This window comes from Mesorhizobium humile (assembly GCF_033977215.1).
Lineage (GTDB): Bacteria > Pseudomonadota > Alphaproteobacteria > Rhizobiales > Rhizobiaceae > Mesorhizobium > Mesorhizobium humile.
This window is the reverse complement of record NZ_JAVIIV010000007.1, coordinates 206,581-228,568: the sequence shown is the minus strand read 5'-3', so window position 1 is coordinate 228,568 and position 21,988 is coordinate 206,581. Positions and strand designations below refer to the sequence as shown.

21 protein-coding genes are annotated in these 21,988 nt (G+C 63.8%); 11 read left to right on the top strand and 10 right to left on the bottom strand.

Annotated elements, in window-relative coordinates; all coding sequences use genetic code 11:
- Positions 1-51 precede the first annotated feature (51 nt).
- The 6 genes from cysT to RFM52_RS13785 all read left to right on the top strand — a co-directional run bounded on the left by cysT (position 52) and on the right by RFM52_RS13785 (position 6,017).
- A complete protein-coding gene (gene cysT, locus RFM52_RS13810; RefSeq protein WP_320297038.1) occupies positions 52-903 on the top strand; it encodes a sulfate ABC transporter permease subunit CysT in 852 nt (283 codons plus the stop codon).
- Positions 896-1,780, top strand: a complete 885-nt coding sequence (cysW, locus tag RFM52_RS13805; RefSeq protein WP_320297039.1) for a sulfate ABC transporter permease subunit CysW — start codon at positions 896-898, stop codon at positions 1,778-1,780. Before cysT ends, cysW begins: the two co-directional genes overlap by 8 nt.
- 71 nt (positions 1,781-1,851) lie before the next feature.
- On the top strand, positions 1,852-2,892 hold the full coding sequence (locus tag RFM52_RS13800; RefSeq protein WP_320297040.1) for a sulfate/molybdate ABC transporter ATP-binding protein: 1,041 nt from the start codon (positions 1,852-1,854) through the stop codon (positions 2,890-2,892).
- A 206-nt stretch (positions 2,893-3,098) separates the two neighbouring features.
- Positions 3,099-4,085 carry a sulfate ABC transporter substrate-binding protein gene (locus RFM52_RS13795; RefSeq protein WP_320297041.1) on the top strand — a complete coding sequence of 329 codons (987 nt, stop codon included), beginning with the start codon at positions 3,099-3,101 and terminating at the stop codon, positions 4,083-4,085.
- 248 nt (positions 4,086-4,333) lie between these two features.
- Positions 4,334-4,783, top strand: a complete 450-nt coding sequence (locus tag RFM52_RS13790; protein WP_027167615.1) for an RrF2 family transcriptional regulator — start codon at positions 4,334-4,336, stop codon at positions 4,781-4,783.
- Positions 4,784-4,871: 88 nt separating this feature from the next.
- On the top strand, positions 4,872-6,017 hold the full coding sequence (locus RFM52_RS13785; RefSeq protein WP_320297042.1) for a hypothetical protein: 1,146 nt from the start codon (positions 4,872-4,874) through the stop codon (positions 6,015-6,017).
- A 123-nt stretch (positions 6,018-6,140) separates the two neighbouring features.
- On the opposite strand, the gene RFM52_RS13780 is transcribed toward RFM52_RS13785, so the two are convergent.
- The 7 genes from RFM52_RS13780 to RFM52_RS13750 form a co-directional block, all read right to left on the bottom strand.
- Positions 6,141-6,644 (bottom strand): gluconokinase, encoded by a 504-nt coding sequence (locus tag RFM52_RS13780; RefSeq protein ID WP_320297043.1) that lies wholly within the window; start codon positions 6,642-6,644, stop codon positions 6,141-6,143.
- A 43-nt stretch (positions 6,645-6,687) separates the two neighbouring features.
- Complete coding sequence (locus RFM52_RS13775; protein WP_320297044.1) at positions 6,688-7,674, bottom strand: ABC transporter permease; 987 nt, start codon at positions 7,672-7,674, stop codon at positions 6,688-6,690.
- Positions 7,671-8,651: an ABC transporter permease gene (locus tag RFM52_RS13770; protein ID WP_320297045.1), complete on the bottom strand. Its 981-nt coding sequence runs from the start codon at positions 8,649-8,651 to the stop codon at positions 7,671-7,673. The genes RFM52_RS13775 and RFM52_RS13770 overlap by 4 nt, the downstream gene beginning before the upstream one ends.
- On the bottom strand, positions 8,648-10,192 hold the full coding sequence (locus RFM52_RS13765) for a sugar ABC transporter ATP-binding protein (RefSeq protein WP_320297046.1): 1,545 nt from the start codon (positions 10,190-10,192) through the stop codon (positions 8,648-8,650). The genes RFM52_RS13770 and RFM52_RS13765 overlap by 4 nt, the downstream gene beginning before the upstream one ends.
- Positions 10,193-10,267: 75 nt before the next feature.
- Complete coding sequence (locus RFM52_RS13760) at positions 10,268-11,392, bottom strand: sugar ABC transporter substrate-binding protein (protein ID WP_320297047.1); 1,125 nt, start codon at positions 11,390-11,392, stop codon at positions 10,268-10,270.
- A 316-nt stretch (positions 11,393-11,708) separates the two neighbouring features.
- Positions 11,709-12,737 carry an HTH-type transcriptional regulator GntR gene (gntR, locus tag RFM52_RS13755; RefSeq protein WP_320297048.1) on the bottom strand — a complete coding sequence of 343 codons (1,029 nt, stop codon included), beginning with the start codon at positions 12,735-12,737 and terminating at the stop codon, positions 11,709-11,711.
- 162 nt (positions 12,738-12,899) lie between these two features.
- Complete coding sequence (locus tag RFM52_RS13750; RefSeq protein WP_320297049.1) at positions 12,900-14,132, bottom strand: MFS transporter; 1,233 nt, start codon at positions 14,130-14,132, stop codon at positions 12,900-12,902.
- Between the two features lie 156 nt (positions 14,133-14,288).
- Here RFM52_RS13750 and RFM52_RS13745 point away from each other — a divergent pair, with 156 nt between their 5' ends.
- On the top strand, positions 14,289-14,576 hold the full coding sequence (locus RFM52_RS13745) for a DUF3175 domain-containing protein (RefSeq protein ID WP_320297050.1): 288 nt from the start codon (positions 14,289-14,291) through the stop codon (positions 14,574-14,576).
- A 5-nt stretch (positions 14,577-14,581) separates the two neighbouring features.
- Here the strand turns inward: RFM52_RS13745 and RFM52_RS13740 are convergent, their stop codons facing one another.
- Complete coding sequence (locus RFM52_RS13740) at positions 14,582-15,358, bottom strand: FadR/GntR family transcriptional regulator (RefSeq protein WP_320297051.1); 777 nt, start codon at positions 15,356-15,358, stop codon at positions 14,582-14,584.
- 102 nt (positions 15,359-15,460) lie between these two features.
- Entirely contained in the window at positions 15,461-16,357 is an 897-nt protein-coding gene (locus RFM52_RS13735) for an NAD-dependent epimerase/dehydratase family protein (protein ID WP_320297052.1), read from the bottom strand.
- 26 nt (positions 16,358-16,383) lie between these two features.
- On the opposite strand from RFM52_RS13735, the gene RFM52_RS13730 reads away from it, so the two are divergent.
- On the top strand, positions 16,384-17,442 hold the full coding sequence (locus RFM52_RS13730) for an NAD(P)-dependent oxidoreductase (RefSeq protein WP_320297053.1): 1,059 nt from the start codon (positions 16,384-16,386) through the stop codon (positions 17,440-17,442).
- A gap of 190 nt (positions 17,443-17,632) precedes the next feature.
- Here the strand turns inward: RFM52_RS13730 and RFM52_RS13725 are convergent, their stop codons facing one another.
- Positions 17,633-18,622 carry a sugar-binding protein gene (locus RFM52_RS13725; protein WP_320297054.1) on the bottom strand — a complete coding sequence of 330 codons (990 nt, stop codon included), beginning with the start codon at positions 18,620-18,622 and terminating at the stop codon, positions 17,633-17,635.
- A 450-nt stretch (positions 18,623-19,072) separates the two neighbouring features.
- Here RFM52_RS13725 and RFM52_RS13720 point away from each other — a divergent pair, with 450 nt between their 5' ends.
- From RFM52_RS13720 to RFM52_RS13710, 3 genes are all read left to right on the top strand, one after another.
- A complete protein-coding gene (locus tag RFM52_RS13720) occupies positions 19,073-19,816 on the top strand; it encodes an ATP-binding cassette domain-containing protein (protein ID WP_320297055.1) in 744 nt (247 codons plus the stop codon).
- 41 nt (positions 19,817-19,857) lie between these two features.
- Complete coding sequence (locus RFM52_RS13715; RefSeq protein ID WP_320297056.1) at positions 19,858-20,856, top strand: ABC transporter permease; 999 nt, start codon at positions 19,858-19,860, stop codon at positions 20,854-20,856.
- A 185-nt stretch (positions 20,857-21,041) separates the two neighbouring features.
- On the top strand, positions 21,042-21,869 hold the full coding sequence (locus RFM52_RS13710) for an AraC family transcriptional regulator (RefSeq protein ID WP_320297057.1): 828 nt from the start codon (positions 21,042-21,044) through the stop codon (positions 21,867-21,869).
- Positions 21,870-21,988: the final 119 nt, after the last annotated feature.

Below are 21,988 nucleotides of genomic sequence, written 5' to 3'. Positions count from 1 at the left end.
AAGACTGGCGACTGCAATCTGGTTGAGTAAGAAGGGACGATCCAGAACAGCATGACCACAGCACCCGCTCACGCGGGGTGGCGATTCAGGCAGCCGAGTGTCATTCCGGGTTTCGGACTGACGCTCGGCTTCTCGCTTGCCTACCTCACGCTCATCATCCTCATCCCGCTCTCCGGGCTGATCTGGCGCTCAGCCGCGCTCGGCTGGACCGATTTCTGGGCTTTGGCCACCGACCGGCGCACCCTCACGGCGCTCAAGATCAGCTTCGGCACGGCTTTCATCGCCGCGGCAGTCAATGTCGTTTTCGGGACGCTCGTCGCCTGGGTGCTGGTCCGCTACCGTTTCCCCGGCCGGCGTATCGTCGATGCCATGGTCGATCTGCCCTTCGCGCTGCCCACCGCGGTCGCCGGCATCGCGTTGACCACGCTCTATGCGCCGACCGGCTGGCTCGGCAAATTGCTGATGCCGCTCGGCCTCAAGGTCGCCTACACCCCGCTCGGCATCGTCGTGGCGCTGGTGTTCATCGGCCTGCCCTTCGTCGTGCGCACCGTCCAGCCGATCATGGAAGAGATCGACAAGGAGGTCGAGGAAGCAGCGGCGACGCTCGGCGCCAGCCGTTTCCAGATCATCAGCCGTGTGCTTCTGCCCGGTCTTGCACCAGCCATCATCACCGGCTTCTCGCTCGCCTTCGCGCGTGGCGTTGGAGAATACGGCTCGGTCATCTTCATCGCCGGCAACCTGCCCTACAAATCCGAGATCGCGCCGCTTCTGATCGTCATCCGGCTGGAGGAATACAACTACCCGGCCGCAACCGCGATCGCCGCGATCATGCTGGCGCTGTCCTTTGCGATGCTCCTGGTGATCAACCTCGTGCAGACATGGAGCCGCAAGCGCTATGGCTGATCCCGAGATCAAATCCTACGAGCCGCACCACGAGAGCCGCTCGGCCGCGGTCACGGAAAGCCGCCCCGTCCGCATCACGCTGACGATCGTCACACTCGTCTTTCTCGGCATCTTCCTGCTTTTGCCGCTGATCATCGTGTTCAAGGAGGCTTTCGCCAGGGGCGTCGGCGCCTATTTCCAATCGCTCAGCGATGCCGACACGCGCTCCGCCATCCGGCTGACCTTGCTGGTGGCGGCGATCTCGGTTCCGCTCAATCTCGTCTTCGGCCTTTCGGCCGCCTGGGCCATCGCCAAGTTCGAGTTCAAGGGCAAGGCCTTCCTGACCACGCTGATCGACCTGCCCTTCTCGGTCTCGCCGGTCATCTCGGGCCTGGTCTATGTGCTTCTGTTCGGCGCGCAAGGGCTGCTCGGTGCCTGGTTGAAGGCGCATGGCATCCAGATCCTGTTCGCCGTGCCCGGCATCGTTCTGGCAACCATTTTCGTCACCTTCCCCTTCGTCGCGCGCGAGCTCATCCCGTTGATGCAGGAACAGGGCAATGGCGACGAAGAGGCAGCACTTTCGCTCGGCGCCAGCGGCTGGCAGGCTTTCTGGTATGTGACACTGCCCAACGTCAAATGGGGGCTGCTCTACGGCGTGCTGCTCTGCAACGCACGCGCCATGGGCGAGTTCGGCGCGGTCTCGGTCGTGTCAGGCCACATACGCGGCCTCACCAACACCATGCCGTTGCATGTCGAGATCCTCTACAACGAGTACAACGCCGTCGGCGCTTTTGCCGTCGCTTCGCTGCTCGCCGGCCTGGCGTTGGTGACGCTGGTCTTGAAAACACTTCTCGAGATGCGCTACGGCGCCGAGATCGCCGCGACGCGCGGACACTGAAGAAATAGCTGTCGCCCGAAATGCCTGGCGTTTTGGGAATAACGGCAGCATGAACGAACCGAGGGAATTGTATGGAAGTTCGCGTCGTCAACGTGCGCAAGGAGTTTGAGCGGTTTCCGGCGCTCCACGACGTGTCGCTCGACATCAAGTCCGGCGAGCTCATCGCGCTGCTCGGCCCGTCGGGCTCCGGCAAGACGACGCTGCTTCGCCTGATCGCCGGGTTGGAGCGGCCGACTAAGGGCGCGATCTTCTTCGGCGACGAAGACGCTTCGCAGAAGTCGATCCAGGAGCGCAATGTCGGCTTCGTCTTTCAGCATTACGCGCTGTTCCGCCATATGACGGTCGCCGACAATATCGGCTTCGGCCTGAAGGTCCGGCACGGCGCCGCAAGGCCGTCGGGGCAGGAAATCCGCCGCCGCGCGCTGGAGCTGCTCGACCTCGTCCAGCTGTCGGGGCTGGAAAAGCGCTATCCGGCGCAGCTTTCCGGCGGCCAGCGCCAGCGCGTGGCTTTGGCCCGCGCCATGGCGATCGAGCCGAAGGTGCTTCTGCTCGACGAACCGTTCGGCGCGCTCGACGCGCAGGTTCGCCGCGAGTTGCGCCGTTGGCTGCGCGAGATCCATGACCGCACCGGCCACACGACCGTGTTCGTTACGCACGACCAGGAAGAAGCGTTGGAGCTCGCCGACCGCGTCGTGGTCATGAGCCAGGGCCGCATCGAGCAGGTCGGCACCGCCGACGATATCTACGACACGCCGAACTCGCCCTTCGTCTACTCCTTCATCGGTGAGTCCAGCTCGCTGCCGGTCCGGGTCGAGAACGGCGAGGTGTGGATCGCTGACCGGCCGATCGGCCTCCAGGCGCCGCATGCGCCGTCCGGCGAGGCGGTGCTCCACTTCCGCCCGCATGACGTCGATCTGCTCGACGGCTGCAGCGGCTGCATCGCCGGCACTGTTGCCGCCAGCCGCCGCGTCGCCGGCACCAGAAGGGTTGAGCTCGAGATCGGCGGCGAGCGCCAGCGCGTCGAAATCGAGCTGCCTGTCGACCATCCCGCCGCGCAGAAGAGCCGGGTGGCTTTCAGGCCACGACGCTGGAAGCTTTTTCCCACGTCCTGATCTGTCTATCACCCTGACGCCGGCTCCGGCGCCCCAGCCTGGCGCCATCCATGAATCTGCTTGGAAGAAAATCCTACCAACACGCTGTTTCGACGAGATATTTTCCAAACCCTCGCTCGCCTCTCTGGGCGCATGCCTCGTCGGACCGGGCTTTCCCGACTATGGTCGCGGCATAGCTTCGACCCATTTCCAAGGAGCCTGTTTTCATGAAGCGCCTATTGCTCGGCATCGCGGCTTTTGCCGGCCTCGTCCTCGCGTCCTCCCAAGCCTGGTCGGCCGACAAGCTTTTGAATGCATCCTACGACGTAGGCCGCGAGCTGTTCGTCGACATCAACAAGGCCTTCATCGCCAAGCACCCCGGCGTCACCATCGATCAGTCGCATGCCGGCACCTCGGCGCAGGCGCGCGCCATCGCCGAAGGTCTCGGCGCCGATGTCGTCACTTTCAACCAGGTCACCGACGTCGACTTCCTGGTCAAGAAGGGCTTGGTTTCGGCCGACTGGCAGAAGGATTTCCCGGACAACGCCTCGCCCTTTTATTCGCTGCCTTCGTTCCTTGTCCGCGCGGGCAATCCCAAGCACATCAAGGACTGGAACGACTTGGTGCGCGACGACGTGCAGGTGATTTTCCCGAACCCGAAGACATCCGGCAATGCGCGCTACACCTATCTCGCCGCCACCGCCTACGCCAAGGAAGCCTTCAAGGGCGATGACGCCAAGGTGAAGGAGTTCATCACCAAGCTCTTCAACAACGTGCCGATCTTCGACACTGGCGGCCGCGCCGCCACCACCACTTTCGTCCAGCGTGAGATCGGCGACGTGTTGATCACCTTCGAGTCGGAGACGCGCGGCATCCGCAAGGAGTATGGCGACGACAAGTTCGAGCAGGTCACGCCTTCGGTCAGCCTGCTGGCCGAGTTCCCCGTAGCGGTCGTCGACAAGGTCGCCGACGAGCATGGCAGCCGCGATCTCGCCAAGTCCTATCTCGACTTCCTCTACACGGCCGACGGCCAGGAGATTGCGGCCGACAACGGCCTGCGGGTACGCGACGCGACGGTCGCCGCCAAGCACAAGGCCGACTTTCCGGACGTCAGGCTGCTGACGGTGGAGGACGTGTTCGGCGGCTGGGACAAGGTGCAGAAGGAGCATTTCGCCGCCGGCGGGCTGCTCGATCAGGCCTATGGCAGCCGCTGAAAAAGCTACACGATCAGGAAGAGCAGGGAAGCCGGCTTTGCCGCTTTCTTGTTGTAAGCGGGTCGCATGAGTTCGCAGGGGAAATCCCGGCCCCAACGTGAAAAACGTTACGAAGAATCAACGCGTTTGTGCCTAAGCTGCCTGGCAAATTATTGGGCCAGGCGGCGTTAGACGGTCAAACTGTCATGATTTGCACACAAACAACCGCCAGATGCAGGCCCATTGGGGTTTGATGAACTGAATCGGGCATGCTGACCAAAAAAGGCAAATACGGCCTCAAGGCCCTCGTGCATCTTTCCAGCCTGCCAGCTGGCCAGCTTGCATTCGTCAACGACATCGCCGTCGCCAACAACATCCCGAAGAAATTCCTGGATGCGATCCTGGGCGAGTTGCGCAATGCCGGTTTCGTCCAGAGCCGCAAGGGCAAGGAAGGCGGCTATCGCCTCGCCCGGCCTGCTTCCGAGATCAAGATCGGCCATGTCGTGCGCGTGCTCGACGGCCCGCTGGCGCCGATCCCTTGCGCCAGCCGCACGCAATACCAGCGCTGCGAGGATTGCGACGAGGCCACGTGCCAGGTTCGCCACATGATGTTGGAAGTGCGCCAGGCGATCGCCGAGGTGCTCGACAACAGAAGCCTCGCCGCTATGCGCGACGCCGACAACGACGATTTTCCGGCGGAACTCACCTCGCAGATTTGAAGCGACCCGGTCCTGACAGCAGCTCAATCGGTTGCTTGCCCGCTTTCTACGCAGTAAAGCGGCTGAGGATGAAACGGGGCTCTGACGCATGAGGCTGCCTTGGCTCGGCAATTCCCGCAACGCCAACCGGCAGCCATCGTCGAGCGACATCTATCACACCGAGATCATTGCCGATGTTGCGGTGCCGGAGCGCAATGAGTCTGTTCGTTTCTTCAGCCGCAAGATTGTCCGCCCTGGAAAGCTGCGTCGCTTCTCCAATCAGGACCTGCGCGAAAGCCTGTTGTCCTGTTTCTATCTCGGCGTGGCCGCGACGCTGCCGGTCTCCTGGTGGGGCCCCATCTGCGGCTGGGTGTCCGGGTTCAGGCGCAAGCGCCACTTTCGCAAGGATTTTGCCCGTTACGACGTCGCGGTGAAGGCCGTGCTCGGCGATGCCGTCGACACGAAAAGCATGTTCGAAGCACAGCTTGCCGCTCTTCATACCCGACGGCTGGCGCTTGCGGCGCATCTCGTCGCCGGCTGGCGCTGGTCGCCGGCGATCCGGCTGGAAGGCCTCGAGGCCCTGCAAGGGGCCTTGCGCAACGGTCGCGGCGCCATCATATGGTGCGACCAGTTCGCGGCGCAGACGATCATCGGCAAGCGCGCCCTGCATGAGGCCGGCGTCGATGCCCATCAGGTGAGCGCGCAGTACCACGGCTTCTCCCCCAGCACTTTCGGCCTGCGCGTGATCAACCCGCCGCTGGTCAAGGTCGAGAACCGCTTCCTGAAAAGCCGGATCGTCTTTGAGCGCACCGACGCCTATCAGGTCACCACGCGCATCCAGAAGACCCTGAAGGCAAACGGCGTGGTGCTGATGACCAACACCGTCTATGCCGGCTCCGCCTTCACCGAGGCCGCCATGGGCGAACGCGGCTGGACCCACCTTGCCTCGGCGCCGGCAAACTTCGCCGCGCGCGCGGGTGCGGCGCTGTTTCATATGGCGACCATCGAGACAGTGCCCTTTCGCCAGTATCGGGCGATCGTCAACGTGCTGAGCGCGGGTCCACAGATGCCGGCGGCGCCAGCAAGGGACGCCACCGCGAAGAACCTCGCAGTCCAGGCGCGATACATCCTGTCGAAGCGCGACCATATGCTGGAAACGCTCAAACTCTGTCCGGAGCAGATGATGGCCTGGTCGAGCGCCACGCGGCTGACCGAGCGGCCAACCGAGGCCGCGATCGGCAATGACGGCGCCTGAAGCGCCCGGGGCTGCTGCTCTAAAGCGCGTCGCGCTGAAACGGATTTCAGGCGACGCGCTTCAGGTCCTTTGTTTGATGCATGTCGTTGCCGCAAAACCGAGGTCACTTTTGCGCGACATGCATTAACTCACGATCCCTTTCAGAATCTGGGCAACACTTCGCGTTCCGTCGACCGTCACGGCCCGTTCGTCGGCCGCCGGCTCTTCCAGCGTGGCGAACTGGCTGTCGACCAGGCTTGCGGGCATGAAATGGCCCTTGCGATTGGCGACGCGCCGCCAGGCGGTCTCGCGATCGATCTTTAGATAGAGGAAGACCGTGTCCGGGCAGAAGCGGCTCAGCCGGTCGCGATAGGCGCGCTTCAGCGCCGAGCACGCCGCCACCGCTTTCCGTTTGCCGGCAACCGAGGCCGCGACACGCTCGCCTATGGCGTCGAGCCAGCCCTCGCGCAGCGCGTCCGTCAGCGGCTCACCGCGCGCCATGCGCGCCACGTTCTCCGGCGGATGCAGCCGGTCTCCTTCGATGAAGTCGGCGCCGAGAGCCTTGGCGAGCGCCTCGCCGACGGCCGTCTTGCCGCAACCCGCAACACCCATCACGACAATGGCCGGCGCCGTCCGAAGATCGTTCATGCGAAGCTCCGGGGTCCGCGATCTGCGCTCGCCTCATCCACGGTCAGCGGCTAGCCGGCGCGCGCCCGTAGAGCAGAAGCATGGCGACGATGACGACGCCATAGATGATCTGCCGCCCCGCTTCCGGCATCTGCATGACCGAGAGGATCGATTGCAGGAGCGTGATCAGGATCACGCCGGCCACGGTGCCCAGATAGGAGCCGCGCCCGCCCAGGATCGACGTGCCGCCAAGCACGACGGCGGCGATCGACGGCAGCAGATAGGCATCGCCCATGGATTGCGCCGCCTTGGACGCGTAGCCGGCCAGAAGCACGCCGCCAAAGGCCGACAGGCCGCCGGAGACGGCGAAAGCGATCATCACGATGCGGCGCGTGTCGATGCCGGAAAGGTAGGCGGCGCGCTCGCGGTTGCCGATGCCGTAGACGGCGCGGCCGAAGCTGGTGCGGGTCAGCACGAAGACCATCGCGGCGCCGATCAGCGCCCAGATGATGACGGCATTGGGAACGCCCGGAATGGTGAAGCCGGTCGCCAGATAGCGCATAGCCGCAGTCGCCGAATCCTGTGGCGAGAAGCCGCCCGTGTAGACCACCATCAGCCCTTGCGCGACCGCGTTGGTGGCCAGAGTTATGATCATCGAGGGGATGCGCAGATAGGCGACACCGATGCCGTTGACGATGCCGATCGCCACGCCGCACAGGACGCCGAAGGGGATGGCGAGAGCAATGCCGACCGACCCGTAGGCGGCCGCCGCACAGGCCATCATGGCGCCTGCCGCCACAGCCCATGGCACGGAGAGGTCGATCTGGCCGAGCAGGATGACCAGCATCATCCCGGTGGCGATGACGCCGAGGAAGGATGCGACCTTCAACTGCTGCAGCAGATATTCAGGCGATAGGAAGCTGCGCGAATAGAGGCTGCCGAGGAAAAGCAGCAGCACGATGCAGGCAAAGGCGGTGACGACAGCCGGATCGGCTCGTCGCAGAAACTTGGGCATGCGGCCGGCAATGCCGCCAAGCGTCGTCTCGCTCACAGGAACCACTCCAGCCGGTTGCGCACCCGAAACAGCGCGAAGGCGCCGAGGCTGACCGCGATCAACAGGATAACGCCCTGGAACAGCGGCTGCCAGAGCGGATCGAAATCGAAGACGAACAAGAGGTCGCCGATGGTGCGGAAGGCGAGCGCGCCGAAGATCGCGCCGATGGCGCTGCCCTTGCCGCCGAACAGCGAGACGCCGCCAAGCACAACGGCGGCGATCGAGAACAACGTATAGGCGTTGCCGCTGGCATAGGCCGCCTCGCCCGTATAGGTGAAGAAGGTCAGGAACAGGCCGCCGATCGACGCCAGCAGGCCGGCAAGCGTGTAGGCAAGAAACTTGCCCCTGCGGATCGGCACGCCGGACATGTAAGCCGCCGTCTCCGACGAGCCCGCCGCATAAGCGGCGCGCCCGAGTTCGGAGCGGCTGAACGGCACCCAGACGACAAGCACGACGACGAGCAGCGCCACGAGACTTGCCGGCACCACGCCGAAGAAACGCCCGGTCAGGAAATCTGCAAGGTCCTCGTTGACCGAGCCGCCGGGAACTGGACGCAAAAGCAGCGCCAGACCGAAAAAGACAGCGCCGGTGGCGATGGTGGCGACGATCGGCTGCAGCCGGCCGTAAATGACGATGGCGCCGTTGACCGCCCCGCAGGCGAGCCCGGTGCCGAGCACCGCCAACGCGCCGAAGGCGGTTTCGAGACCGGTGCCGATCACCAGCCAGGAAGCCATGCAGTTGGTCAGCGTGAAGATCATGCCGACCGACAGGTCGATGCCGGCGGTGATCACCACCAATGTCTGCGCCATGGCGACGAAAGCGAGCAACACGCCCTTGTTGGCGGCCGTCTGCACGACATTGGCCGTGAAGCCGGCCGGATGGTTCGCGCTGTAAATGGCGAACATGACGATGAAGATGCCGAAGGCCAAAAGCGTCCCGCGCTGCTCGGCCATTAAGTAGCGCCAGTCCTTCACGCCTTCCCTCCCAGCCCGATGCGGGTATCATCGTCATGGATGTTGAGCGCGCTGGCGATCAGCGAGTGCTCGGTGATCGCGTCGCCGACCAGCTCGCGCTTGACCGCGCCGTCATAGAGCACCAGCACGCGGTCGCAGCAGCCGATCAGTTCGTCATAGTCGGTCGAATAGAACAGGATCGCGGCGCCGGCATCCGCCAGCTTGCGCATCAGTTGGTAGAGCTCCTGCTTGGTGCCGACATCGATGCCGCGCGTCGGATCGTTGAGCAGGATGATGCGCGGCTGCCGCATCAGCCATTTGGCGATGACCACCTTCTGCTGATTGCCGCCGGACAGCGCGCCGACAGGAATGTCGAGGCCCGCCGTCTTGATGGCGAGCAGCCCGACCATGTCGTCGATCAGCCGCTGCTCGGCGACGCGGTCGATGATGCCGGCTTTCGACAGCCTGTCGAGCGCTGCGAAGGACAGGTTCTCGCGCACCGTCATCGGCAGCATCAGCCCTTCGGTCTTGCGATCCTCGGGGATCAGCGCCATGCCGATGCGGTCATGGCTGGCCGCGGTCGGGCTGGCGATCGAAACAGGTTTACCGTCGATCAGGATCTCGCCTGAAAGGCCACGCAGCACGCCGAAGAAGGCGAGCAGCAATTCCCGCTGCCCCTGCCCGTCGAGACCACCGAGGCCGACGACTTCCCCTGCCCTGACACTCAGCGAGATGTTGTCGAGCCGGTCTGCCCAGGAGAGGTTGCGCGCTTCGAGCACAGGCGTCGCGGTTGGAGCGACAGCGGGTTTCGGCGGAAAGATATGGCTGTACTCGCGGCCGATCATCAATTCGACCACCTCATTGTCGCTCTTCGAGCCAGCGGCGTAGCTGGCGACGTTGCGGCCGTTGCGGAACACCGTGCAATGGTCGGCGAGTTCCGCGATTTCGTTCATGCGGTGCGAGATGTAGAGCAGCGCCAGCCCTTCCGAGCGCAGCCGCTTCAACACCTCGAAGACCTTGGCGACATCCGCCGCGGTCAGCGCCGAGGTCGCTTCGTCGAGGATCAGGATGCGCGGCTTGCGGGCCAGCGCCTTGGCGATCTCCACCATCTGCCGGCGCGACAGCGGCAGGTCCTTGACCAGGGCGCGCGGATGGATGTCGGAAGCGCCGGCACGCGCCAGCGCCTGTTCGGCGATGCGCCTCTGCGCCTTGCGGTCGATCATGCCGAAGCGTTTCGGTGGGTCGGAAATGACGATGTTGTCGGCGACGCTCAATTCGGGAATGAGCGACAGTTCCTGGAAGATGCAAACGATGCCGGCCTGGTTGGCCGCGGCCGGCGAAGCGAAACTCACCGCGCGCCCATCGAGCGTCATCGTGCCTTCGTCGGGCGCCACGACGCCCGCCATGACCTTGATCAGCGTCGACTTGCCGGCACCGTTCTCACCGAGAATGGCGTGGATGTCGCCGGCGGTCACCGTCAGGTCGGCCTTTTCCAAGGCCCGCACGCCGCCATAGCGCTTGGATATGCCCTCCATGCGGAAGAGCGGAGCCGCGCCGTCCATCAGCCCTCCCCGGCCGGTTTCGATTTGGCGATAGGAGACGGTGCCGCGGGCTCGCCGCGACACCGTCCAGTCAGACTATTTGTTTTCCTTGGTCTGGCCCATGATTTCCTGCGCGGTGAAATTGATGCCGCAGGTCGGGAAGGAGTTGCCGACGAAGAAGTTGTCGGACTGGTCGGGGAAATAATCCTGGCCAGCCTTGAAGTTCGGATCCTCGACGATTGCCAAAGGCAGCTTGACCGACTGCGGCACGACATTGCCTTCGAGCGCGGAGATCGCTGTCTTGATGGCGACCGCCACCTGGGCCGGGCCGGTGCCGGCGGACGAGCATTTCAGCCCGTCGCCCGCATGCGCGGCACAGAATTTGCGGAAGCCATTCTCGGTCTCGCCGCCGAATGGCACGAATGGATGCTTGGCGTCGATCATCGCCTGTACGATGCCGGTGTCGCCGCCCTGTCCGGTGATGCCGTCGAAAGGCCCGCTGGTGGCGATCGCATCGGCCGTGGCCTTTTGCGCCACGCCGTCATCCCACTTGCCGACGACCTCGGTGACGTTCCACTTCTTGCCCGATCCATCGAGCACCTCGTGGATGCCGTTGTGGCGGTCGGTGTCGACGGAGGTGCCGGCAACGCCGCGGACCTCGAGCACCTTGCCGCCGTTCGGCACGTGCGCGACCAGCCATTTGCCCCAGAGCTCGCCGAGGCCCTTCTGGTCGACATTGACGTTGATGGCGTCCTTGGTGTCGAGGATGTTGTCGAAGGCGACGAGGACGACGCCGGCTTCCTTGGCGCGCTTGATGACCGGCCCGAAGGCGGTTGGATTCTGGGCGTTGACGACGATTGCGTCGAAGCCGGAATCGATGAAGTTGTTGATCGCCGAGATCTGCGCCGGCACATCCTCACCGGTCGACACGACCTTGAATTCCTTGAGCTTCTTGGCGACATCGGGTTGCGCCGCATAGGCCTTGGCCGTCTGGATCATCTGGATGCGCCAGGTGTTGGCGATGTAGCCGTTGGCAAGCGCGATACGGTAAGGACCGTCTTTCTTCGGAAACTTGAAAAACTGCGTGTCGGCCGCCCAGGGCGCGAAGCAATCCGGCTCGGCCGCGGGTCCCTTGACCACTTCAGGTCCGGCGATCGCCGACGAACCCAGCATGACGAATGCAGTGGCGGCAATGACGCCGCCAACGAGTGACTTGATCATCGATATTCCTCCCAGTTGCAGTTCTGCTTGTAATGAATCCTGGCGCTACAGGCTGGCATCCTCCGCGCGGCCAAACGCCCTCACGGGACGAGCGCGTCGCCCTGATCCTCCTCTCCCCCTCAACACTCCCGGCAATTTAGAGAACTATCATATTATACATAAAAAACAAGCATTGGCTGTTGCTTATGTATAATAAACAAAGCAGATCCCCGCCGTATGTTGATTTTACAGACAAATGGTAGCGCTACCATATGAGACTGTAAAGCGCCGCCTTCGTCATTTTTCCGTGTTCTTCAGAGCGCGATTTTCCGTGTTGTCAGCGCTGGGTGCTCTCGCGCCGCATCAGCTCGAAACCGAGGTCGACGATCCGCCGGTCCGGCCGGTTTCCGGCTATCGCCGCCAGCGCCATGGCGACGGCGCGGGTGCCGATCTCGTAGCGGTGCGTGCGCACGCTGGTGATCGAGGGAAACGACACCTGCATCATGTCGAGATCGTTGAAGCCGACAATTCCGATCTGCTTCGGCACGTCGAGCGACGCGCGATGGCATTCGAACAGAACGCCGAGCGCGATATCGTCATTGTTGCAGAACACGCCATCCAGCGTCGGCATCTTGGCCAGCGCGTCGCGGAACAACTCGCGCCCCAGCGACACGCTTGACGGCACGGGCGTCGTGGTGATCAGCCGCGCGTCGAACACCCCGGCGGCCTCCATGGCGGCGCGATAGCCGGCAAGCCGCCGTTGCGAACGCGGGTCCATCCGCGCGCCGATAAAGCCGATCTTGCGGTATCCGGCTTGCAGAAGGTGCTCGGCGGCCGTCTTGCCGCCGTCGAAATGCGAGAAGCCAACCATCATGTCGATCGGGTCCGGCCCGGTTTCCATCACCTGCACCACCGGACAGCCGGCATTCTCCAGCAGGCGTCTCGCGCCAAGCGTCTGGTCGATGCCGGCCACGATCAGCGCCGCCGGGCGTTGCGATCCGAAAACCTGCAACAGCCGCTCTTCCTCGAGGCCCGAATAATGGGTGTTGCCGATCTGGATGCGGAACAGGCTGTCGGAAAGGCTGTCATAGATGCCGCGCACCACTTCGGCGAACACGTTGTTGGTCAGCGAAGGCACCAGCACGCCGAACACCTCCGCCCGCGCCGAGGCAAGCGCGCGGGCATTCGGGTCGGGCACGTAGCCGAGTTCGTCGATCGCGGCCTGTATCTGCCGTCGCAGATCCTCCGACACCCGCCCGGGCTCACGCAGCGCGCGCGACACCGTGATCGCGCCGACACCGGCCTTGCGCGCCACATCGGCAATGGTCGGACGGCCGCCGCCACGACGGGAACGCGGCTTGGTCAACGCCTTGTCCCCCCGTCTGCCACGCGCGGCCGCACCATCAGGATCGGCGTCCGTGTCATCGCGCCACCAAGTCAGCCCACCAAGTCAGCATTGCCGATTGGGGTCGCGCATGCGCCGACCATTGTCAAGCAACCCGACTTCGGCGCCAGGCCTATCGATACGTCAGGCGATCGCGGCAGCGCGTCGGTTGGCTTTCCACATCAAAAGCGCGATGGCTCCGAGGTTGACGAGGTTCCAGCCGATCCCGTTCAGGAAAGCGGCGGCGTAGGAACCGGTGAGGTCGTAGATCCAGCCCGACATCCAGCCGCCCACCGCCATGCCGAAGATCGTCGCCATAAGCACGATACCGACGCGCCGGCCGGCCTCTTTTGCCGGCATATAGTCGCGCACGATGATGGCATAGCAAGGCACGATCCCGCCTTGCGACAGGCCGAAGACCAGCGAGACGACATAGAGCGAGGCAAGCCCGTCGAAGGGGATGTAGAACAACAGCGACAGGCACTGCAGCGCCGAGCCGATCAGCAGCGTCTTCACCGCGCCGATGCGATCGGCGAGGAAGCCGGAGCCGATCCGGCTGACGACGCCGGCCGCCAGCATGATCGACAGCATGTCGGCGCCATGCGCGACGCCGTAGCCGAGGTCCATGCAATAGGCGACGATATGCACCTGAGGCATCGACATCGCCATGCAGCAGCCAAAGCCGGCAATCACCAGCAGGACCTGCAATTGCGCAGGCGACAGCGAGATCGGCTGCACCGGCCGGCCGCGCGGCGCGCCGGAAGTCCCTTCATGTGGCGCACGTCGGCGCAACAGCAAGACCAGCGGCACCATGGTGACGAGGCAGACGACCCCGATCGCCGCATAGGTGAAGCGCCAGCCATGGCCTTGCATCACGTAAGGCATGATCGTCGGCCAGACCGCCCCGGCAATGTAATTACCTGACGCCGCCACCGTCACCGCGACGCCACGGCGGCGGTTGAACCAGTGCGAGACGTCGGCGATCAGCGGCCCGAAGATCGCCGAACAGCCGACGCCGATCAGCAGGCCTTGAGCAAGCGTGACGCCCAGGATGGAATTGGCGAGCGACGCCAACAGAAAACCTGCGCCAAGCGCGAGCGAAGCGGCAAGTGCCGGTATCCAGTACCCGAAGCGGTCGATGGCGCGCCCGATCAGCGCGTTGCCGGCGGCAAACCCCACCATGGTCGCGGTATAGGGCATCGAGGCGGCGGCGCGGTCGACGCCGAATTCGGCCTGCACCGCGGGCAGGACCACGACCACCGCCCAGGTGCCGACGCCGCCGATCGTGGCCAGCAGCAGGGAGACGGCTAGCCGCGTCCATGCATAGACGCTGTCGACGCCGGCGCTGTTTGCCGCGTTTGCTGGAACTGTCGTCACGGCGTCTCCTGTGCGCGATTTCTTCGAGATCGCGCGTTTGAACCGCACTATCGGCGCATTTCCCGGACCGAGCAGCGCCACGACCGGCAAATCGGTGGCTCCAGAACCGGGAACCCGCCTCGCCTCACGGAGTTTGCCTGATGGAAGGAGTTCGCCATGACCGCTACGAAAAAATGGTCAGCTGACGTGACCGAACACAGCAACGCGATGGACCTCGAAGACCACGTCTTCGAATCCGACGACGCCAGGAAGATCGCCGCATCACTGAAACGTTCGGCCGAGCACAGCGACCGCCGCAAGGCCGAGCCGTTCCAGTCCGCCATGTCGATGTTGAATTTCTACATCAACCGGGCCGGCAAGAACCTGCCCGAAGAGCGCAAGAAGGTGCTGGAAAAAGCGAAGGACGAACTGCGCGCCGCCTTCGGCCGCGAAAAACAGGAGTAGGCGTCTCAGCGCGACTGAATGACTTCGTCGGTATTCGCCAGCAGCTTGCGGACCGCGTTGCGCGCCGCATCCGGCCGCTTCAGGCGGATGTTCCGCTCGATCGCCTCGTGCAGCTTCTGGGCGTGCTGCAGATCGTCCAGTTCGCGTGTCGTGTAGGTGAAGAGATGGTCGAAGGCGGATTCGATCAGGACGCCGAGCGGCACCAAGAGATCGTTGCCCGAAGCCCTGAGGATGGCGAGGTGAAAACGCGTGTCGGCCCGGGTCCGCTCCTGCAGGTTGGTCGCCTCCCCCATCTCGCGGCAGGCCTGGCTGATCTCGGCCATCTGCTCCTCGGTGCGCCGCAGCGCCGCGAAGGCCGTTGCCTCCGGCTCGATGATATGGCGGAACTCCTGCACGGTCTTGAGGAAAACCTCGCGGTCTGGCGACGTCGCGTACCAGGACAGCACGTCACGGTCGAGCAGGTTCCAGCGTTCCTTTGGCTCGACCCAGCTGCCAATCTTCGGCCGGGAGGCCAGCAGGCTCTTCGCCATCAGCATCTTGATCGCCTCGCGCACCGCCGAGCGGCTGACATCGAAGGTCTCCGACCATTTCGCTTCATTGGGCAGGATAGTGCCCGGCGGATAGTCGCCGCGCACGATCCGAAGACCAATCTCGCTGGCCAGGGACGTGTGCACGCTGGCGCCCGGCATGCGCGGCGCATTGGCCCGTCGAACGCCGGCCGGACGCTCCGCGGCTACGGCCTTGGTCGGCTTCTTTTCGTTGTTCGGCTTCGCGTCCCGCATATAGCCCAGAAAATCCCGTTTTCAGAAGCTGTCAAGCACGGCAGGCCCGCTTTGCGGTAACCCGCGAAGATGTGCACAGATCAACAGGCATTTGCCGCCGCCTCACGCCGTTTTGACGTATTTGCGCCAGCTGTGCTCGGGCCGGAAGCCAAGCACATCCCGCGCCTTGCGGTTCGAAAGCAGCGTCTCATATTCGCCAAGCTCGGCCTTGACCGGCACGCCCGGATAAAAGCGCTTCAACAACTCCGCTGTCGGCAGGTCCGACGAGGTGTCGTCATTGGCCGCGTTGAACACTTGGAAGCCCAGCCCATCCTTCTCGATGGCGCGCAAAGTGATCTGGCCGAGATCGCGCGCATCGATGTAGCTCCAGGCGATGCGCTTGCGGAAGCCGGGATCGGCGAACCATTTCGGGAACAGCGAATATTCATGCGGCTCGATGACGTTGCCGATGCGCAGCGCATAGATGTCGAAGCCGCTGCGCAGCGCGAAGGCCCGCGCCGTCTTCTCGTTGACGATCTTCGATAGAGCGTAAGAATCCATCGGGTCGACGTCATAGTCCTCGTCGAGCGGGAAATGCGTCGGATTGCGCGGCTCGTTGGCGAAGACCAAGCCGTAGGTCGTCTCCGAGGAGGCGATGATGACCTTGCGGATGCCGAGCTTCACCGCCGCCTCGATGACATTGTAGGTGCCCATCGCGTTGATGCGGAACACCTCGTTGTCGGGCGTGATCATGATGCGCGGGATGGCGGCAAAATGCACCACTGCGTCCACCGGCTGCGCCCGCAGCGATGGGTCGAACTCATGCAGCCCCGCATAGCTCGACAGCGCGTTGAAGACCTGGCCGCTGTCGGTGATGTCGGTGATCAGCGTGCGCACCTTCGGATTGTCGAGCGGCTTGGTGTCGATGTTGAGCACCTGGCAGCCATGTTCTACCAGATACTCGACGACATGCCGGCCAGCCTTGCCGCTGCCGCCGGTGAACATGATCCGCTTCGTCATTTTGCTCTCCACAATGCTCGGAAATTATGTGTATTGTCAGACAATATGGTATTCCGCAATCGCCCGCCACCGCGATCCGCGGAAACCTTCTCGGCAATCGCCCGCGCGCGGGCGACCATCACCACGAAAGACAGGGAAGAGACGACATGAGCACCACCGCTGCCCACGAAAACATCGGTTTCATCGGCCTCGGCCTGATGGGGCACGGCATCGCCAAGAACATCGTCGACAAGGGCTATCCGCTGACCTTTCTCGGCCGCAAGAACCGCAAGCCGGCGGAAGACCTTTTGGGGCGCGGCGCCAGGGAAGTGGCCACGTCCAAGGAAGTGGCGGCTGCCTCCGACATCGTCTTCATATGCGTCACCGGCTCGCGCGAGGTGGAGGCGATCATCCGCGGTCCCGGTGGGCTGAAAGAGGGCCTGAAACAAGGCTCGGTCGTCGTCGATTGCTCGACCTCCGATCCGGTCTCGACCGTGGCGCTCGCCGCCGAACTCAAGGCGCTCGGCGTCGACTATGTCGATGCGCCGCTCAGCCGCACGCCGAAGGAGGCCTGGGAAGGCACGCTCGACGCCATGGTCGGCGCGCCGGACGCGGTGTTCGCCAGGCTGAAGCCGGTGATCGAGACCTGGGCCGGCCGCATCGTCCATATCGGCGACACCGGCGACGGCCACCGCATGAAGCTGCTCAACAACTTCATCTCGCTGGGCTATGCCGCCATCTATTCCGAGGCGCTGGCTCTGGCCGAGAAAGTCGGCATCTCGCCGCCGCGCTTCGACAGCGTCATCCGCAACGGCCGCATGGATTGCGGCTTCTACCAGACCTTCATGCGCTGGACGCTGGAGGGCGACCGCGACGCCCACAAGTTCAGCATCGCCAATGCTTTCAAGGACCTGACCTATCTGGAATCGATGGCGGGCGCGGCCGGTATCGCCAACCCGCTCGGCAACGCCACCAAGAATTCCTTTGCGACCGCCTTCGCCACCGGCCCCGCCGAGCAATATGTGCCGATGCTCGCCACCCATATCGGCAAGCTCAACGGCGTCGACCTGATGCCTTCGAAAAACGGCGTGAAGCAGAATATCTGACGAGCAATTCCAGGAAAAGCGCGCAGCGGTTGGGCTCGGCGCCTTCGCCGTAGCCTTCCGGCCGGAATTGCGTAAACAAAGGAGCGGCAAGCGCGCCCTGCCCTGTCGACAAGGAAAGCCGGCGTTGAAAGAAATCGGGGGCGCCTTGTGGGCGCCCCCTCCTTTTCGATGGTTTCGGATGCAGCGGCGCCTACTTCTGGATGCAGGTGTCGGCTGTTTCCTTGGTGCATTCGTCAAGGCCGGTGAAGACCGGATCGTCGACCTTCTTGTTGCCGACGAGGTCGAGCATCACCGAAGGCGCCTTGTAGCCCATTTCGAACGGCCGCTGGCCGACCAGCGCGGTCACCAGGCCTTCCTTGGCGATCGCCACCTCGTCGCCGATCGTGTCGGCGGCGCCGATGACGAAATCGTTCTTGGCGATCTTGTCGGCCATCGGCTTGAACAGGTCGCGATAGGGCTGCGGGGCGCCGAACAGCGGCCAGCCGCCCATGATGCCGAAGGCGTCGAGCTTCGGATTGGCGGCGAGGATGTCGGTCATCGCCTGCACGCCCTTGGCGCCGTCGTCATTGGTGAACACCGGGCAACCGGCGACCTCGGTCCAGCCGCCTTCGCCGGCAAGTGCCGCAAGGCCCTCCTTGCCCGACAGCGCATCGCGCATGCCTTGCGCGCGGCGCAGGATGTTGTCGGCCGCCGGATTGCCCTCGATGGTGCAGATCGTGCCGCCATTCGGCTTGGCCTTCTTGATGTACTCGCCGATCTTCTTGCCCATCAGGTAGTTGTCGGTGCCGAGATAGGTCTTGCGAAGGGCTGCGTCTCCCTTGGCAAGGTCGGCGTCGACGGTCATGATCGGGATCGACGGATTGGCGCTCTTGATCGTCTGCGCGATCAGCGGCGCGTTCGACGGCGAGATCGCCATCGCCGCCGTGTCTGGCTTGCTCAGCATGTCCTGCACGATCTGCGCTTCGCCGGCTTCATCCGAGGTCGATGCCGGACCGGTGTAGAAGCACTCATATTCCGAGCTGGCGTTTTCCTTGTTCCACTTCTCGCAGCCCTGATGGATGGCTTCGAAGAACGGATTGTCGAGACCCTTCACGACGATGACGAGCTGTTTCTTGGCCAAAGCCGGCCCGGCGCCCAACGCCATGGCGGCGACGGCGGCGAGCAAAAGTGTTTTCCTCATATCAGTCCTCCCTTGAAACAGACGGACACCGCGTGCCCGCCACACTGATCAGCCCGGATGCGCAGGAACCACGGCGAGCACTTTCTGACGCTCGCGTCCTGGGCCGTGCTGATAAGCATTTGCCGATCCGTTTGCCCGAATACCGGCGCAGCCGGATCCTTGATCTTCAAACCATTTGCCCGCCTCCGCCGGATAGACGGACGATGGGCAAGGTCTTCCTCCGAGACTTAGCTAATATCGGCTTTTCGCCAGCGTCAATTCCTATTTGTCCTACAAAACAGATTTTTTGTCGAGTCTCGAAATTAATCGTCTGACAATTGATTGACGCCCTCGTCCGCTTTCGCCTAAATGCGTGAATGCGCCGTTCGGGAGGAGATGGACGGGGCAGGACGCAAGCGGCGCCGGCCGGGCCGGCGATAGCTGTGCAACAAGTGGGGAGGCATAAGGCTGGTGTCGGTTCTCGATCTCGCCAACATCTCGAAGCATTTCGGCGCCATCCAGGCGGTCAACGACGTCTCGTTCTCGCTGGAAGCCGGCGAGGTCGTCGGCCTGATGGGCGACAACGGCGCCGGCAAGTCGACGCTGGTCAAGATGATCGCCGGCAATTTCCGCCCGAGCCACGGCACCATGCAGCTGGAGGGCAAGGAGCTTGTCATGCACAAGCCCGCCGATGCGCGCCAGCACGGCATCGAGATCGTCCACCAGGACCTCGCGCTCTGCAACAACCTGACGGCCGCGGCCAACGTCTATCTCGGCCGTGAGTTGCGCAAGGGCCTGGGACCATTCCGCATCCTCGACTATGGCGCCATGTACAAGCGCGCCGGCCAGCTCTTCGCCGAGCTGAAGTCCGAGACGCGGCCGCGCGATCTCGTCAAGCAGATGTCGGGCGGCCAGCGCCAGGCGGTGGCGATTGCCCGCACCATGCTGTCGCAGGCCAAGATCGTGCTGATGGATGAGCCGACCGCGGCGATCTCGGTCCGGCAGGTCGCCGAAGTGCTGAACCTCATCCGCCACCTGCGCGACCAGGGCATCGCGGTGGTGCTGATCAGCCACCGCATGCCCGATGTGTTCGACGTCGCCGATCGCGTCATCGTCATGCGACGCGGCCGCAAGGTGGCCGACAAGAAAATCGCATCGAGCTCGCCCGAGGAAGTCACCGGGCTGATCACCGGCGCCATCGAACAGGTTGCGTAGTCGCGTGCATCGGGCGTCCAACGCCTCAGGAAAGGTCGATAATGGCAGTCACCCTTGACCAGACGATCGCGCAGAAGCAGCACACCTTCCTGTCGCGGCTCTTCTCCAACCAGACCTTCTGGGTGGTGATCGCGGTCGTCCTCGCCTGCCTGTTCCTGTCCGTCGCCACCGATTCCTTCGCCACGTCGAAGAACCTCTTCAACATCACGCGCAACGTCACCTTCACCGCTATCGTGGCGCTCGGCATGACCTTCGTCATCATCACCGGCGGGATCGATCTGTCGGTTGGCTCGGTGCTCTGCCTTTCCTCGATGGTGCTAGCCGTCACCATGCATGCCGGCTATTCGATCGAAGTGGGCATCCTGGCCTCGATCGCCACCGCGCTGGTCGTCGGCGCCTTCAACGGCATGCTCATCGCCTATCTCGGCTTTCCGCCTTTCGTGGTCACGCTCGGCATGCTGTCGGTGGCGCGCAGCTTGGCCATGGTCGCGTCCAACAACACGGTGGTGTTCCAGTTCGGGCCCGATCACCAGAAACTTCTGGCGTTGGGCGGCGGCGCCTGGCTGTTCGGCATCGCCAACCCGGTGCTCTACATGATCGTCCTGGCGCTGATCACCGGCTTCATCCTGCGCTGGACCAAGTTCGGCCGGCATATCTTCGCCATCGGCGGCAATGAGCACGCGGCGACGCTGACCGGCGTTCCCGTCAAGCAGATCAAGGTCGCCGTCTACATGATCTCGGCGCTGTCGGCAGGGCTTGCCGGCATCATCCAGACCGGATGGCTCGGCGCCGTCACCACCAATCTCGGCAACGGCATGGAGCTGCAGGTGATTGCCGCCACCGTCATCGGCGGCGCCAATCTCGCAGGCGGCGTCGGCACCGCGATCGGCGCCATCGTCGGCGCCGCGCTGATCGAGGTGATCCGCAACAGCCTCGGCCTGCTCGGCATCAACGCCTTCTGGCAAGGCACCTTCATCGGCGGCGCGATCATCCTGGCGGTGCTGTTCGACCGTATCCGCAATTTCCGCCGCAGCGACTGAGCCGGCGTCCCCTTGTCCCCAAGGGGAGAAGGGGGATGCCGCCCTATCGCTCAGTCTGAAAATACGTCCGGGCGCTTTGAACGCAAGGTCCGCCGCGCCTGCCTGCCTTGACGCGACCGCACCCCGGCCGCACTATCCTTGGGCAGGCGAAGGGAGGCCAGTCGCCTGCGGGAGGAACGATACCCATGACGGACGCGATCAGGCTCTATTGGGGCCGGTTCGGGCATGTTTCCGTGCTGAATGTCGCCAACGACTTCGTCACCCATGCCCATGGCGAGGCACATCTCATCATCTGGCTGGAAGGCACGGCAGGCGAAATGACCATCGGCCGCGAGACGGTGCGGCTTGGGCCGGGCACCGCGGCCGGCATCAACTCGTTCCAGCCGCACAGCCATGCCCTTTCCCGCGACGGCAAGCCTGGCCTTTTCCTGGCCTTCTACATCGACCCCGATTGGGCGCGCCGGCGCCGCGACCTGCCGTCGTCGACGCCGCTCTTCACGCAAGCCGCGATCACGCTGGAGCCCTGGCTGCACCAGGCGGCGGCGAACCTGCTCGATCACCTGACCGACAATGAGAGCATCGACGACGTCGCCAATTACGAGATCGAGCGTTTCATCGACTCAGTGCTCGATGCGGCGGACATATCCGCTCCGCAGATAGCCCGCGCGCGCATCAACACGATGCTCGATTTCCGCGTCCGCAAGGCGATCCAGTTGATGAAGGCCAATGTCTGCGAGCGCATCTCCTTCGACGACGTCGCCCGCTCGGTCGGCCTCTCCCGACCGCACTTTTTCGCGCTCTTCAAGGAACAGACCAACCTGACGCCGAACGTTTACTGGAACACGCTGCGCATGGAGGAAGCCGTGCGCCAGTTGCAGTGGTCCGAGGCACCGCTGATCTCGGTAGCCTGCAATCTCGGCTTCACCACCCAGGGCAATTTCTCGCGCTTCTTCCGCGACCATGTCGGCGTGCCGCCGACGCTCTACCGCGAAGCCGCTCGGGCCATGTCGTGAGCGTCTTTGCAGGCTGATCCGTCGCCGCATTTTCCGACTGGTTGATACGTGCTCAAGACGCATTGATAAGCGCCGGCTCACCGGCCGCCCTAGCCTTCTCCCGATCTTTGCAAGGGAAC